The organism is Nonomuraea sp. NPDC059023 (genome assembly GCF_042740095.1).
Taxonomy (GTDB): domain Bacteria; phylum Actinomycetota; class Actinomycetes; order Streptosporangiales; family Streptosporangiaceae; genus Nonomuraea.
Genome location: NZ_JBHYIO010000037.1, coordinates 47,203 through 62,558, shown reverse-complemented (window position 1 = coordinate 62,558; position 15,356 = coordinate 47,203). Strand labels below are relative to the sequence as shown.

Genomic DNA, 15,356 nt, shown 5'->3' with positions numbered 1-15,356 from the left:
GATGACTCCTTGCGAGGGGATCGCAGATGCGAACAAGTGGCAAGTTAGGCGGCTCGTGGCGGTGGGTCAAGGGTCGGTCACAGATGGCCGCTAATTGCCGTATTAGGGTTGTTGCGAATTAATCGCAACTACAGGTCCGAGGGGATACACGATGGGTCAGTACACGCTGCCCGACATGCCGTACGACTACGCGGCGCTGGAGCCCGCCATCACCGGCGAGATCCTGGAGCTCCACCACGCCAAACACCACGCCGCCTACGTCAAGGGCGCCAACGACACCCTCGACCGGCTGGCGGAGGCCCGGGACAAGGGCGAGTTCGGTGGCCTGGTGGGGCTGGAGAAGACGTACGCGTTCAACCTGTCCGGTCACGTGCTGCACACGATCTTCTGGCAGAACCTCTCTCCCGACGGCGGCGACCGCCCCGACGGCGAGCTCGGCGACGCCATCACCGAGCACTTCGGCTCCTTCGAGGCCTTCCAGAAGCAGCTCACCACCGCGACCGCAACCGTGCAGGGCTCCGGCTGGGGCGTGCTGGCGTGGGAGCCGCTCGGCCGCCGCCTGGTCGTCGAGCAGGTCTACGACCACCACGGCAACGTCGGCATGAACACCACCCCGCTGCTGGTGTTCGACGCGTGGGAGCACGCCTACTACCTGCAGTACCGCAACGTCCGCCCGGACTACGTGCAGAAGCTGTGGGGCCTGATCAACTGGGACGACGTCATCACCCGCTACAACGCGGCCAAGGGCTGACCCCCGTGAGCGGCGCGCGGCCCCGGGTCGGTCTCGTGGCCGCCGGCGAGATCGCGCGCCACCTCACTTCGGTGGCCGACGTCGGCGGGCGCAGCTTCACCCGGGCGCCCTGGCACGAGCCGTACGCGGCGGCAAGATCCGTCGCGGCCCGCCTGCTCTCCGACAGCGCGCGTCCCGGCTTCGTCCTGGCGCTCGCGCTCGGCGGGGATGAGGACGAGGAGGTGTACGGCTTCGCCTACGGCTACTCCTGCTCCTCTCTGGCGGTGCTGGCGGGCCGGGTGGCGGGCGACGACTTCACCCTCAAGGAACTCGCGGTGCTGCCGGAGCGGTGCGGGATGCGGTACGGCGCGGCGCTTCACGACACGATCGTCGCCGCGGCAGGCGTCCGGCCGAAATGGCTGTCCACACATCCGCACGCGCGGGCGGCGCTCGGCCTGTACCGCAGCCGGGGCTGGCAGGTGGTCGGCCGGCCCAGGACGGAGCGCGTAGTCATGTGAAGGTCCGTTTGAGAACCTTGCTGCGGCAACGCGGTGTCGATCCCGAGGAACTCGCCCTCTACTCCCTCCGCCCAGAACGCGGCCAAGGCTTCCCCCTTCGTTCCCATCACCCCTCATTCGGAGATTCGAGTCAGCCGTCTCGCCACGAGTCCAATGAGCGGCCGGTGCCCGATCCAGCTGGGCGATGTCGGACTCGGTGTTGCGCTCCAGATACCGGCGTAGCGCCACCGCACAGAGCTGATGCTTGCCGGCGCCGGCGTTGTAGAGGTCCTGCGCGGAAGTGGAGGCCTACCCACGAGCCCAGAAGGCCTCCGGCACCCGCTCACCGTCGAACTCCCCGCGGCACGCCAACGGCGCCGCCGGGGCGAAAATCGAGGCCCTGGGCGCGCGCGTTGTGGATGAGACGCCGCTGCGGCCCGCCAGCATGGCGACCACCATCAGGAAGGGCGGCATCGTGACCGATGGGCCCGTGACCCCATCTCACCTCACCCGTCGACGGTGTCCGGCGTGATGACCGAGTCGTAGTCGTAGGGCTCGTAGTCGACGACCACGTTGCGCAGGCTGTCGATGGCGTCGGGGTTGGCCAGCGGGCTGCCGCGCAGGCTGACGTGCTGGAGGTCCGGCAGGTCGCGCAGCGCGAGGAGACTGTGCAGGCGGGTGCAGTCGTCCAGCCGCAGCCGCCTGAGAGAGCGCAACCCGGTGAGGAAGTCGAGGTGCTCGATGCGGGAGCCGCTGAGGTCAAGCTCCGTCAGGTGGACGAGGTTCGCGATCCCGCCGCACCCGCTCAGCTCCCGGCAGCCGGTCAGCGCGAGTTTACGCAGGTACGTCAGGCCGGAAAGGCAGGTGAGATCCATCAGATTCTCGACCTCCTCCGCGTGGAGACTCAGCAGCCGCGGAGAGTTCGTGAGCGTCATGAGGTCGGCGGCGAGCACCGTTCCGGTCAACTTCAGGCTCCGCAGCCTCTCGCCGCCGGGAAGCTCGAACGTCTCGCGGCCGAATCCGGCCAGGCGCAACTCCAGCCGTTGCAGGTTCTCGCACTCCTCCAGAGCCGACGTCTTCGAGACACCTTCGCGCGTGAGGGCGCGCAGCGTGGTCAGCGCGGGCATCTCGCGGCAGAAGCTCAGAGAGCCGACCTTGCATCCGTTGATCGACAGAGTGCGTAGGTCACGGAGCGCGCGCAGAGCGGCGAAGCCCCGCGCGTTCACGCATCCGTCGAGAATGAGGATGCGCAGTTTGCGCAGGTCGGCCAGCGGCGCCAGATCTGTCAGCTTGTTGCAGCCGTCGAGGTGGAGTTCCTCGAGGCCGGTGAGGGCACGCAGCCGGTTCACGCCCGGGACGCCGCGGAGACTGAGCCTGCGCAGCGCCGTCAGCTTCTCGATCCCGGCCAGCGAGACCGGGCCCTTGTGCTTGCCGCAGTCGAGCTGGACCAGCTTGGACAGTCCGCGCCAGGAAGCGAGGCTGAGCGCGCCCTGCCCGACCGCCACGTCCAGGGCGGTCAGCTCGGTCAGACGGCCCACATGGCCGAGCAACGCCTCCGAGCGCACGTGTACGACGACCCCGGCGAGGCTCATGCGGGACAGCACCCGGTCCACGTACTCCCCGATCTCGAACCGTTCGCCGCAGGCCACGATCTCGTCGACCACTCGCTGTTCCCGTGCCAGCGGCGCATAACGGGCGATGACCTCGAGCCCCTCATCCCCGCCCAGCACCGCCGCCGCGTGCACGCAGGCCTCCTGGGTCGGTGGCGGCTCGCCGGTGAACCGGGTCAGCCACCTGACCATGCCCTCGCTACCGCCGATCAGTTCCGCCTCTTCGATCGTGCGGGGCGGTAGCACGTCGGTCAGCGCCGCGCCCGCCCGCTCCGCGATGGCCGTGGTCACGCGCCGGCCGGTCGAGATGCACTCGGCGGCGAGAAGAAGCAGGACGCGGCGCCGGTCATCGGCGGCCTCGTCGGCCGCGTCCAGGATTCCGCCGACCAGGCGGCTGGCCGACGGCCGGTCCAGCTCTGCGGCGGCGAAGGCGATCACCCTGTGCCAGCCGTCGTCGGTGATGTGCCGGGTGAGGTCACCGGTTCGGCCGGCGTGGGCGTACCCCAGCGCGGTCAGGTACTCCTGGAAGCTGCGGTGGGCGAACTCGGCCACCCCGGCGCTCGTCTCCCGGAAGACGATGGTCCGGTTGACGAGGATCTTCATCACGTCTCTGGCGCCGATCGTCACGTTCATCATGCCGGGCAGGCACTCCTTGACGATCTCCAGCACGGTCTTCTCCGGCAGCCGTAGCTCGGGCCGTTCGGCAGGGGTGAGCGCGCCGGGCGTTTTCACCGTCGGGCGCGGCTGTTCCCGCAGGCGCAGGTCCTCCATACGGACGCGGATCGCGGAATGCTCGCTCAGGTGGCAGGCCACTGCTTCGAGGAGGTCGAGGCGGTCCTGCTCGTTGAGCTCCAGGCCCACTCCGCGCGGGGCGCGTGCTCGCTCCCGTTTCCAGGCCAGGGCGCTGATGACCTTGTTGTAGAGCTCGCTACGGCTGCTCGGCGCAGTGTCGGAGAGGTTGTCGGCGTAGAAGGCGCAAAGCATGGCGCACAGCAGCGGCGTCTCGGCGATCTCCCGGACGGTGATCCTTCTGCGGAGGTCCCGCAGAAGGTCCTGGCGCCTGTCGCGGAAGTAGTCGCGGCGTTCCTGCGTCTCGAACAGGAGAAAGGAGTCGAACCACGCGTTGACGCACAGGATGATGCGGCCGTCGTCCATGGGATGGAGCCGCAGCGGCGAGAAGCGGTTCCCGGCGAACCACGACATGTTCGCGCCCTCAGGACGGGAGGTGACCACGTACCGCACGTCCGGATACTCGTCGAGAAGCTTCTCCAGCCAGGAGGAGAAGTCGCTGCGATGCAGTTCGGACAGCTCGTCGAGGCCGTCGAGGATCACCAGCGCCTTGCCCGACTCCAGGGTGGAGGTGATCCAGCCGGTCGGCACGTCCTTGCGCCGGTGCGAGGCCGCCTTGATCAGGTCGTCCCGCGTCGGGTAGATGTGCTCGGAGCCGGAGAACACGTTTCTGAGCTGCACGACGAACGGGATGAGACCGTTCCAGACCCGCAGCACCGGCGGGAAGGAGTGCCGGGCCGCGCACACCGCCAGCCACTGGCTGATGGTGGTCTTGCCCGACCCCGCCGTGCCGACGATGAGGATGCGGTTGGAGCGCGTGGAATTCTTGACGATCTGGGCGATGCGCTCGTCCACGGGACCGGCACGCGCGTTCTCCTCCTCGGCCGTCAGCGTGATGTAGGCGATCTCGATCGGCTGTCTCTTGAGCTCCATCGGCAGGTCGAGGCCGAACAACTCCATGTTCTTGTACGTGTGGATGATGTCGGCCAGGTAGAGAGCCTCGAAGGCGCTCATCTCCCGGGGCGTACGCGGGCGGAAGTGCGGCAGGATCACCCCGTTGATCGCGTCCTCGAGCAGTTCGTAGGTCCTGAGCGCCAGCACGAACGTGTCGACGGACAGTTCCGCCTGGAAGTCCGGCATGCTCTTGGCCAGGGCTACGACGTACTGACACGAAAAGTGCAGGAACCACTCGCCGTAATCGTGTGCGCCGCTCGACAGGTGGGCCCGCCGCCAGTGCCTGCGCGCCTCCGGCCGCAGCGGCGCGGCGATCTCCTCCACGTCGAACCTGCTCTTGGCCAGGGCCGAGCGGTCCAGCCGCGCCGACTCGAGGGCCCGGCAGACGCCGTCGACGGCCAGGTCACGCTCGGCGGCGTCGAGGTTCCTGAACTCCACCTGCTCGAAGCGGCGCAGCCGTTCCACCAGCAGGTCCCGTGCCTCCGTCAGCCGGTGCTCGAAGGTGTCGCGCGCCCTGCGCTCATCCTGTCTGGTGAAGACCAGGTTCGCCATGTCGGAGATGCCCTGGGCCCGCGTGGCGGCGCCGGGAAACAGCACCCGGAAGACCGAGAGCATGATCTGGTTGGCGAGCCGCTTGTTGCGATCGTCGACGGCCATGGACACCTCGTGCGGTCCCGGGCATCCAATCGTCCCACGGGCGCAGGGCCTCACCAAGGGGAACGGACACGCACGGACAGCCGCTCCCCGACCCACCCTTGCGTCACCGGCTTGCCGGCGCTCATCCCATCCCCAAACCCGCGTTGTACTGCAGACTCCTAGGAAGGGGTCATCCGGCTGTCTATAGTGACGGAGTGGAACAGAGTGATCTGCGCCATCAACTCCTGCTCTTAGGCCTGCGGGCTGAAACTGCCCAGGTCTACGAGCGGCTGCTCTGGGTCCAGCAGGCGAGTGAGGGGGAGCTGGCCGCGGCACTGCGCATGCGCCATGAGGCCGTGCGCGTCGCGCTGAAGGACCTGATCGCCTGGGGTCTGGTCGCCCGGCACGACATCCATGGCGCCGACAGGGTGGTGCGCGCGGTTGTTCCGGAAACCGGGCTGGAGGCGCTGGTTCATCGGCACCAGGCCGACCTGGAGCAGGCGAGGATCGCCGTGAGCCAGGCGTTCGAGACACACCGCAGATCCGCGCGTAAGGCCGACGTCGAATCGCCGGTCGAAGTGGTCACCGGCGCGGCGGTCAAGGTTCGCATCAGGCAGCTTGTGAACAGTGCCCGGCACGAGATCCGCCGGCTCGACCGGCCGCCGCATCTGTTCGGCGCCGCCAACAGGACCGAGATCGAGCAGCTCGGCCGCGGGATGCACTACCGGGTGGTCTACTCACGTGAGTGTCTCGAGCTGTCCGGCTATCTGGAGGACAACGTCAACCCCTGTATGGAGGCGGGCGAGCAGGCGCGGGTGACGGCCGTGCTGCCGGTCAACATGACCATCCTGGACAACGACTTGGCCTGGCTCGCCAGGCCGGCCGAGGGACCTGCGGCCGCGCTCACCATCGTCTATGCGGGAGGTCTGCTGGAGGCGCTGGTCGGGCTCTTCGAGATGTGCTGGACCACGTCGGTGCCGTTGCACCTGGCGGACGGCGGGAGCGGATCCATCAACCCTGCGGATCGCAAGCTGCTCGTCCTGCTCAACGCGGGAGTGAGTGACAACAGGGCGGCGGAGACGCTGGGACTGAGCCGTCGGACCTTCTACCGCCGCCTGGAGCAGCTCATGGCGCGGACGGCCACGACCAGCCGCTTTCAGCTCGCGGCCGCGGCCGCGCACCGAGGGTGGCTGTAGCGAGATGAGGGAGGAGTTACGTGGGGCGCTGGCGAACGGTCCGTTCAGCGCGGCGTTACGGCTGGCCGTACAGGAGAGCGGGCTGAGCCTCGACCGCCTCCAGCACCACCTGCGTGAGCAGGGTCTCTCGGTCAGCAGGACCGCGCTGAGCTATTGGCAGTCCGGGCGTACTCAGCCGGAGCGAGCCGACTCGATTCGTGCGGTGCACGTGCTGGAGGAGGTGCTCGCCGTACCGGCGGATTCGCTGGTCGGGCTGCTCGGCCCGCCTCGGCCCAGAGGCCGGTGGATCGGGCAGCAGGCCGCGGCCGCGCGAAGGCCCGACCAGAGCTGGGCCAGACCCGAGGGGCTGCGGCGCGTGCTGGCCCAGGTCGAGGCCACTCCCGACGACCTCTCTCAGCTGGTACGGCTGCGCCACAGCATGCTGGTTCAGCTCGACGCACACCGGCAGATCCGCACGATCACCGAGCAGGTGGTGGTACGCGCCCGCGCGGCGCAGGTGGGCCGGGACCTGATGGTGCATCGCTACTACATGGCGGGTGCGCAGGGCCCCGTCGTCGAGCGCGCCCGCGGCTGGCGCCCCGGCAGGATCAGGAGCGACCATGAGACGGGCTTCGAGGTGCACGAGATGATCCTGGACCGGGTGCTGCCCGAGGGCGGGATGGCGGTGATGGAGTACACGCTCGCCTTCCCACCCGGACACCTTGACCCCTATGCGAGCTTTCGGGTGGAACCCGGCATGCGCGAGCTGACCATGGAGGTCGAGTTCGACAGGGCGGCGCGGCCTGCGAAATGTCGGGCTTGTTTTCAGCCGTCGATCGATCGCCCGCGGCCGACCGGCGATGAGCTGTGGATCGGTGGCACGCTGGTCGCCGCCCACATCGTGTTCGACCCGGAGCCCGGGATCCACAGCGTCATCTGGGAGTGGGACTGACCAGCGCTGGTGAGGTGGCGTCGGCGCGCAGCAGACGGGGTGCGCCGCTGCCGTCGGCCGGTACGGCGAACAGCGAGGGGCGCTCGCCGCGGACCGGCCGCGCGTACGCGACCGTGCCGTTGTCGAGCCAGGCCGCCTGATCGTCGATGTCGGCTCGCTCGGCGAGCGGGATCTCCTTGCCGCTCGCGAGTTCGAATACGTGGAGCCGCCACCGGTCGCCGACCCGCTTCTTGAATGCCAGGCGGGTGCCGTCAGGAGAGAGCGAGGGGCACTCCACGCCTGGCCGTATGGCGGTGAGCACCTGGCTGGACAGCCGGCCACGCATCAGCCAGATTCGCCCGGCCGAGCGCATCGTGACGTAGAAGGTTTCGTCGTCGGCGAAGGTCACGCCCCAGAAGTTACGATCCTCTCGCGTGTACGGCCGGCCGTTCACGACCACGGGGAAGTCCTCGAGCGAGCCGTGGTGCGCGCCGGTCACGGTGTCGTAGATGCCGGTGGTGGTGGCGAAGGCGCCGGGATCGTAGGAGTCGCCGGTGCGAAAGACGGTCCAGGCGGCCAGCCGCCCGCTGGGTGAGACCCGGGCCCGGCTGGGCGTGCCGTCGATGTGGATCGGCTCGGCCGTCGGCTTGCCGCTTCGCAGGATCACCGCCTCGAATCCGGCGGGTATGGCGACAGGACGCAGGCAGATGGTGGTCCCGCCCGCGGTGTGGGATCGCAGGCAACTCGGCCCGCGGCGAACCGCGGTGGCGCCCGGCCGGCTGAGCGGTACGTCCGCCAGGGTGCGGCCGCCGTCAAGGAAGACCAGCAGGGGCTGCCTCGGCGCCGCGGCGGGCGGTTCGATCGGGCGGTCATCGCCTCTGATCGCCCAGGCGACGTAGCCCCCACCGGCCAGGAGGATGGCGGCGATCGTGGCGATCGCGATGAGGATGCGTCTCATGTGCCCGACCTCCAGGCGGCGAGCAGGGTCGACAGCAGGAGCGTGGCGCCGATCAGGAAGCACCAGCGCAGGTCGAGTCCGGTGGCCAGGAACCCGAAGCCGATCGCTCCTGCCATGCGGGCCAACGCCTGCCCGGTCTGGGTGACGGCCAGGCCGGTGGCGCGCAGGTGTGCGGGGAGCATGCTGGCGAGGTGGGCCATCAGCACGCCGTCGGTCGAGGCGTAGAACAGGCCGTGCAGCAGGAGGGCGGCGGCGGCAGTGTCCGGATGGGCCACGAAAAGGTACGACAGTGCGAGGAGCACGTGGCCCATCAGGAAGATCCGCCATCCGCCGACCTTGTCGGCCAGCCTGCCCAGCGGGACCGCGGCGGCCAGGAAGACCAGCGAGGTGACCAGAGGGAGAAGAGGCAGCGCGGAGGCCGGGAGCCCGGCTTGGCGCTGCACCGCGACGAAAAGGATCGCGTCGCCCGCGGTCGCCAGGCCGAGGAGAGACGCGAAGAGCGTCACCCGGCGTAGTGGGCGCTCGGCCAGCAGGCGCAGCCCCTCACGCAAACCGGCTCCTGCTCGTGCGGCTTGTCGTCCGGGCGGGTGAGTCTCCGCCGGTGCGGCCGGCCGTACCGGATGATTTCGCACGAAGGCGGCGAGGATCACGATGCCGACCAGCGCCAGGCAGAAGCTGACGACGAACACCGCGTCGTAGGCATCGCCGACCGCGCCCACCAGCGCGAAAACCGCGATAGGGCCTAGTAGCGCGCCGGCGGTGTCCAAGGCCCTGTGCACCCCGAAGGCGGCGCCGAGCAGCCGCGGCGGAGTGGCAGCGGTGATGAGGGCGTCACGCGGGGCGGCACGCAGCCCTTTGCCGGCCCTGTCCACCGCGATCGCCGCGCCGATCCCACCGAGCGCGCCGCCTGCCAGCGGGAAGGCCAGCTTGCTCAGCGCCGACAGGCCGTAGCCGCACAACGCCACCGCCTTGGGCCGCGACCACCGATCGGCCAGGTGGCCGCCGGCCACGCGCAGCAGCGCGCTCGCGCCGGTGTAGAGGCCGTCGAGCAGGCCGAGCTGAAGCAGGCCCGTACCCAGCCCGTACATCAGGTACATGGGCAGAAACGCGGCCACCATCTCCGCTGACACGTCGGTGAAGAAGCTGACCAGGCCGAGCGCGAACACCGTCGCGGGCAGGCCGCCCACGCGTAGCCGCCGCCGGGGTCCCGTGGAGGACACGTACGTCGAGGACAGATACACAGCACACCTCCGGGAAGGGGTGCGGGGCCGATGCGCCCCGCACCCCGCGGGTCGGCTAGAAGGTCAGGCTCCACGCGGTCAGGACGCCGTTGTCCTGCGCGAGGGTGTCCTTGACACGTAACCGCCACGTCCCGTTGGCCATCACCGATGAGGCGTCCACGGTGGTGACGATGGCCACGTCGGCGCCGTCTTCCTTGTTGCGTGCCGCCTTGAGCGGGAAGACACGCCCGTCGGGGGCGACCAGCTCCACCGCGAGATCGCCACGGTAGGGGTGGGTGATCCGCGCCGTGACGCGCAGCGCGGCGGGGGCGTTGCCCTCGCGGCCGGTGACCTCGATGGGGCTCTCCACCGTGGCCTGGTCCGCGACGGGCACGTCGGTGTCGTTACTGAACGTCGCCCCGCCCGAGGTCGCCGATGTGACGCTCACGTCGTCGACGGCCGCCTCGATGAGGCTGGCCGTGCCGGTGTCGGCCGCTTCGACGAGGATCCGCACGCTCTGTCCCGCGAGGGACGACAGGTCCGCGGTGATCGGCGACCACGCGCCGTCGAGGTCGGTGGATGCGGTGCCGAGCCTTTCCAGGACCGTGACGGTGGTCGAGCCGATCACCTTGATCCGCAGGTAGTCGCCGGTGGAGGAGTTGTCCCGGTGTGCGAAGGTGTAGGACAGCTTCAGCGTGGAGGCGCCGGAAGGCAGTTGGATCGCGGGTGACCGCACGCTCGTGACGCCGCCGTCGACGTCGTGCGCGCCCGGCCCCGACCCGGCCAGCCTGCCGGTGACCAGCACGTTGGCACCGCTGACCGCGTCACCGAGTTGCTTGATGCCGGATTCGGCGGTCTCCTCGGGGTCGCCGCGCTCCCATCGTCCGCTGGTGGCGGTGTCGGTGCCCGCGGGGTTGACGGTCCAGCCGTTGTCCTGCTCGAAGTCATCGGCGAAGACCGGAGGGATCCCGATCACCAGCCGGACGGTGGTGGTACGGGTGATCGTGCCGGACGTCCCGGTCACGGTCAGCGTGTGAGTGCCCGTCGGGGTGGACTGCGCCACCGAGATGTTGAGGGCGGCGCCGGCCGTACCTCCATTCGCGACCGTCACCGATGACGGCGACAGGCTCGCGGTCACACCGGACGGCGCGGCGACCGTCAGGTTGGTGGTGCCCGAGAATCCATTGACGCTGGCCACGCTGACTCTGGAGCTGCCGGATGCGCCGGGCGCGACGGTGAGTGTGGCCGGGTCGGCGCTCATCGTGAAGCCAGGTTCGGTCGAGCCGGCCTTGTGGCAGGTGGCCGAGCCGGAGTCGGTGAAGGTACGGCCGGCGATCGGCACGAAGTCGAACTTGTAGCCGGTGGCCGAGAGCGTCAGCTTGAGCACACCGTGTGTGTTGGCGTTCTTGGCCTGGAGGTTGGCGGGGTTGCTCGAGCTGAGGCCATAGAAGCTCCTGCCACCGGTGCCGACCAGGATCTCTCTGATGCCGTCCGCCTTGGCGTTGCCTTGGTGGTCCTGAAGGGCCCAGCGCTGATAGTTGTGGTCGTGACCGGCCAGCATCAGGTCGGCCTTGTGGTCGTACAACGCCTTCCACAGCGGGCGGGTGCCGGTGGAGGGGCTGTGGTTGCCGACGTTGTAGAGCGGGTGGTGCAGGTACGCGGCCGTGCACGGCTTGGTGTTGGCGGCCAGATCCTCGCGTAGCCACTGCTCCTGGGCCGAACCCGCGCTCATCGAGATGTTGCTGTTGAGGGCGATGAAGTGCCAGTCGCCGATGTCCCAGCTGTAGTAGCCCTTCCCGCGGGCTCCCGCACGCGCTCCGAAGTAGTCGAAGTATCCGGCGGCGCCGCTGGTGTTGTACTCGTGGTTGCCCGGCGTGGGGTAGGTCTTGCCGAAGAAGGGGCCCCAGGTGCGATGGTAGGCGCCGCGGTACTCGCTGAGGGTGCCGCTGTCGTAGGCGTTGTCGCCGGTGGTGAAGACGGCCGCCGGGTTGATGGCGGTGATCAATTTGCCGGTTTCCGCGCAGGCGCTGCCGCAGATGTCGCCCGCGCCCGCGACAACCACCTCAGCCGACTCGAGCGGCCGGGTGCCGGTCTGGACGCCGTCCACGGCGTACGTGCTGGCCGGGTCGGCGAAATGCGGCTTGACCTTGACACACTCGCCGGGGAACGCGCGGGTCGTGAAGGCCCGGCCGCGCCATTGGCGGCCGGCGAAACGGAAGCTGCCGCCTTTCGCGCCGATGATGGTCAGGTTGTCGTCGCCGCGCAGATCCAGCTCGGTGAAGCGCAGGCGCAGCCAGGTGGCACCGCGGCCGCACACCTCGCGCGCCGTCGTGCCCGATGCCGACGCAGGCCGGAGGACCGTGCCGGCCTCCGCCAGTTGCGGCACGTGGCCGGCCTTGGCTGGTACGGGTACGGCTTGCGCGGTTGCCGTCGCGGGGATGCGGGACTCGGCTTGCGCGGTGCCCGCGCCGAGCGCCACCAGCATCACCAGGCATGTCGCGCCGGCCACGAGCCGGCGCCGATGCTTGTGATGAATCACGGAATGGGTCCTCTCGGATGGGGGTGTGACTCCGTAGGCCCACGGCGGTACGGAAACTACCCGCCGTGACAGCCGCGTCAATGGCGCGTGACCTCATTCAGTGAATGCCGCGACCAGCCTGGATGCCCTTCGCCGAGGTGAGGCCGGGGCCCTGGCTGGCTCAACACTGGCCGTTCCGTGATTTGACGCCTCCGGCATGGGGCAACTGGACCCGATTTATCCGGATTTATCCAGATTAAATTCATTGATTGTGGCGCATTAGTGCCAGCGGCACTGGATGTCCCACAAGTGCGGTCTTTGGCGCGACGTTGTGGCCATGAGACGACGCATCCTCACCCTGGCCTTACGCGCGACGAGCGCCCTCGGCCTGGCCGTGGCCGCGGCAGCCGTACCATCTGGCGTCGCCCACGCGGATCCACCACCGGGCCGGCTCGTCGCGGCCGACCCCGCCGTGGCCATCCCCGACCGGTACATCGTCATCCTCAAGAGCACCGCGGATCTGCGCGGCGGCGTGCCACCGGTGGCCAGGCGGCTGGCCGAGCGCTACGGCGGCCGGGTCGAGCGTACCTACACCACCGCCGTCACGGGCTTCTCCGCCGCGATGAGCGAGCGGGACGCGCGGCGCCTGGCGGCCGACCCCGCGGTCGCCCACATCGAGCAGGACCAGATGACGACCGTCGCCGACCGCCAGGACAACCCGCCGAGCTGGGGCCTGGACCGCATCGATCAGCCCGACCTGCCGCTGTCGCGCTCCTACACCTATGCGGGCACGGCCCAAGGGGTCCGCGCCTACGTGATCGACACCGGCATCCGGATCAGCCATGCCGACTTCGGCGGCAGAGCCACATACGGGCGCGACCTCTACGACGGCGACGACGTGGCGAGCGACTGCAACGGCCACGGCACCCACGTCGCCGGCACCATCGGTGGAACCCTGCACGGGGTGGCCAAGAAGACGTCGCTGATCGCCGTGCGCGTGCTGGGCTGCGATGGCAGGGGGCCCGGCTCCGGCGTCCTGTCGGGGGTGGACTGGATCGCGGCCAACGGCACCGCGCCCGCGGTGGTCAACGTGAGCGTGAAGACCGCGGTCAGCTCGGCGCTGACCACCGCGATCCAGTCCTCGATCCGCCGCGGCTACACCTACGTCGCGGCCGCGGCGAACGACAACGCCGACGCATGCGGAGTCGGACCTCCTTCCGTGCCTGAGGTGATCACGGCGGGTGCGGCGAACTCCGACGACAGCCGGCGCAGCACCTCCAACTGGGGACGTTGCCTGGACCTGTTCGCCCCGGGAGGCGGCATCACCTCGGCCTGGCACACCTCCGACAACGCGACGAACACCATCAGCGGCACCTCGATGGCCTCGCCCCACGTGGCCGGCGCCGCCGCGCTGCTCCTAAGCGCCCATCCGGGCATCACGCCCGCGCAGATTCAGGAGTCCCTTGTGAGTTCCGCGATCACCGGCAAGGTGACCAACGCCGGTTCCGGATCGCCCAACCGGCTGTTGCACATCCCTCCCGCGACGCCGTCCTGCGGGCCGTTCACCGACGACCAAGGCGCCGAACTACCCGACCGCGCGACCGTCGAACGCAGTTTGGAGGTGACGGGCTGTGCGGGGAACGGTTCCACCACCTCCAAGGTCTCGGTCAACATCCGGCACAGCTACCGCGGTGACCTGGTCCTTGACCTGATCGCTCCGGACGGCACGGTCTACTCGCTCAAAGGCGCCGGCCCGGACGACTCCGCCGCGGACCTGGTCGCCGACTTCCCCGTCGACCTGAGCGCGGAGACCAGGAGCGGAACGTGGCGGCTGAGGGTGCGCGACGCCTACAAGGGAGACGCCGGAACCCTCACGTCCTGGAGCCTCACCCTCTGACCGGCGCGAGCCTGTGAAGGGACTGGACGTACCTTCGGGGGTTGAACAGGCCTGCTCGGTGGGCTTGGGCCGCCGCCTCCGTTCTCGTGGCGACGCTGAGTTTGGTGAGGATTCTGGCCACGTGGGTGGCGACGGTGTTGGGGGCGATGAAGAGGTCCTTGGCGATCTGGGGGTTGGAGCGGCCGAGGGTGAGCAGGCGTAGGACGTCCAGTTCGCGGCTGGTGAGGTTGAAGGGGCTCGCGGGGGTGGTGGTCGCCTCGCCGAGGCGGCCGCGGGCGATGAGATCATCGATGCGGGCCAGGAGTGGGGTCGTGGACGATCACCCGGGCCTCGTCCCATCGGCCCAGGAAGATCAAGGAGAAGGCGCGTGCAGCGGCGAGCATGCTGCCGCGAGATCGGGCCGGGCCGGGCCGTGCGGCTGCCTCCTGCCCGGCCCGGGCCGATTCCAGGCGCCCTGCGGTGCCGTCAAGCTGGGCCGATACCAGCTTCTCCGACCGTCATCCCCGGATCTCATCCGCGCTGCGTCCGGGCTGACGACTCCGCCGACCTCACCCATCTCTCGTCCCGAGTGTGTTTGAGCCGACGCCGCGGGGTAGAGCTCCACACTTGCGAAACCGGTAGCGACACCGAAGGGAGCGCGATACCCGCGCATCCACCCCGGACGCGCATACCCGGACATGTCCCTGACTCACTGGTCATCCTGGCTCGACCCTCGACCACCAGGAGGAACTGATGCTCGAACAGAAGCGAGACCCGTTCAGGCGACTCGCTCCCGCCGCCGCAGGCACCCTGCTGCTGTCCGCGGCTGTCATCGGCCTGGCACCGGCACCGGCCGCCGCACACAGCCTGTCTGCGGCTGTGCGCTCCTCGCAGGGATGCGGTTGGTCATCCGGCGGCTACAAGGTTCAGGATTCACGATCCGTCGTCAACCGCAAGGGCACCCGGTACGGCACGGTGTACCTGCTGTGGAGCAGCAGGTACGGGCAGAACTGCGTGGTGACGCTCAAGTCGGCCTGGCATGGCAGGGCGACCTTCACCCAGGCCGCGCTCTTCTACCGAAGTTCCGGCAGCGGCGCCGAGGGCGTCGAGGAGGACGACGGACGCTACCGCCACTACGCCGCGGCCAAGCAGAACACCGCCGGGCAGTGCGTCAGGTTCTACGGCGCCATCAGCAGCGGCGGCCACGGCGGACCCCTGGCTCAGGGCGCCCGCAACGGCTGGGGCAATTGCCGCTGACGCCGTCGGTGTCGGTGTCGGTGTCGGTGTCGGGCGTACTGTCCGCCCTCACCCATGACTGGAGAAACTCACCCGAAACCGCGCCCGCGTCGGCGTCGCCGGGGGGGGGCCCGGGGCGCCCCCCGCCCCGTAGGGTGTGCCAAGCGCCCGGGAACCCCCGCCAAGAACCGCGGTACCCCCCCCAAAAAGGGAGGGAAATTTTTGT

The 15,356-nt window shown here is 69.4% G+C and carries 11 protein-coding genes; 6 read left to right on the top strand and 5 right to left on the bottom strand.

All coding sequences use genetic code 11. The features are described 5' to 3' along the window. The first annotated feature begins 151 nt into the window (after positions 1–151). Together ACFWYW_RS44620 and ACFWYW_RS44615 are read left to right on the top strand one after the other, a co-directional pair. Positions 152–751, top strand: a complete 600-nt coding sequence (locus ACFWYW_RS44620) for a superoxide dismutase (protein ID WP_379611066.1) — start codon at positions 152–154, stop codon at positions 749–751. Between the two features lie 5 nt (positions 752–756). Continuing rightward, positions 757–1,248 (top strand): GNAT family N-acetyltransferase, encoded by a 492-nt coding sequence (locus ACFWYW_RS44615; protein ID WP_379611064.1) that lies wholly within the window; start codon positions 757–759, stop codon positions 1,246–1,248. A 485-nt stretch (positions 1,249–1,733) separates the two neighbouring features. Here ACFWYW_RS44615 and ACFWYW_RS44610 read toward each other — a convergent pair whose 3' ends face one another. Further along, positions 1,734–5,237: an NACHT domain-containing protein gene (locus ACFWYW_RS44610; RefSeq protein ID WP_379611062.1), complete on the bottom strand. Its 3,504-nt coding sequence runs from the start codon at positions 5,235–5,237 to the stop codon at positions 1,734–1,736. 194 nt (positions 5,238–5,431) lie between these two features. On the opposite strand from ACFWYW_RS44610, the gene ACFWYW_RS44605 reads away from it, so the two are divergent. Next, positions 5,432–6,412, top strand: a complete 981-nt coding sequence (locus ACFWYW_RS44605) for a helix-turn-helix domain-containing protein (protein WP_379611061.1) — start codon at positions 5,432–5,434, stop codon at positions 6,410–6,412. Between the two features lie 4 nt (positions 6,413–6,416). Beyond that, on the top strand, positions 6,417–7,343 hold the full coding sequence (locus ACFWYW_RS44600; RefSeq protein ID WP_379611060.1) for a hypothetical protein: 927 nt from the start codon (positions 6,417–6,419) through the stop codon (positions 7,341–7,343). Here the strand turns inward: ACFWYW_RS44600 and ACFWYW_RS44595 are convergent. From ACFWYW_RS44595 to ACFWYW_RS44585, 3 genes are all read right to left on the bottom strand, one after another. Then, complete coding sequence (locus ACFWYW_RS44595) at positions 7,324–8,280, bottom strand: TolB family protein (protein WP_379611059.1); 957 nt, start codon at positions 8,278–8,280, stop codon at positions 7,324–7,326. The two genes, ACFWYW_RS44600 and ACFWYW_RS44595, sit on opposite strands and share 20 nt — an antisense overlap. Next, positions 8,277–9,500 (bottom strand): MFS transporter, encoded by a 1,224-nt coding sequence (locus ACFWYW_RS44590; protein WP_379611058.1) that lies wholly within the window; start codon positions 9,498–9,500, stop codon positions 8,277–8,279. The genes ACFWYW_RS44595 and ACFWYW_RS44590 overlap by 4 nt, the downstream gene beginning before the upstream one ends. A gap of 76 nt (positions 9,501–9,576) precedes the next feature. Further along, positions 9,577–12,039, bottom strand: a complete 2,463-nt coding sequence (locus ACFWYW_RS44585; protein ID WP_379611056.1) for a proprotein convertase P-domain-containing protein — start codon at positions 12,037–12,039, stop codon at positions 9,577–9,579. A gap of 316 nt (positions 12,040–12,355) precedes the next feature. On the opposite strand from ACFWYW_RS44585, the gene ACFWYW_RS44580 reads away from it, so the two are divergent. After that, the gene (locus ACFWYW_RS44580; protein ID WP_379611055.1) at positions 12,356–13,915 is read left to right on the top strand and encodes a S8 family serine peptidase; all 1,560 of its coding nucleotides are present in this window, start codon (positions 12,356–12,358) and stop codon (positions 13,913–13,915) included. Here the strand turns inward: ACFWYW_RS44580 and ACFWYW_RS44575 are convergent. Then, complete coding sequence (locus ACFWYW_RS44575; RefSeq protein WP_379611140.1) at positions 13,905–14,195, bottom strand: response regulator transcription factor; 291 nt, start codon at positions 14,193–14,195, stop codon at positions 13,905–13,907. The genes ACFWYW_RS44580 and ACFWYW_RS44575 overlap by 11 nt on opposite strands. A gap of 452 nt (positions 14,196–14,647) precedes the next feature. Here ACFWYW_RS44575 and ACFWYW_RS44570 point away from each other — a divergent pair, with 452 nt between their 5' ends. Continuing rightward, positions 14,648–15,151 carry a hypothetical protein gene (locus ACFWYW_RS44570; RefSeq protein WP_379611054.1) on the top strand — a complete coding sequence of 168 codons (504 nt, stop codon included), beginning with the start codon at positions 14,648–14,650 and terminating at the stop codon, positions 15,149–15,151. Positions 15,152–15,356: the final 205 nt, after the last annotated feature.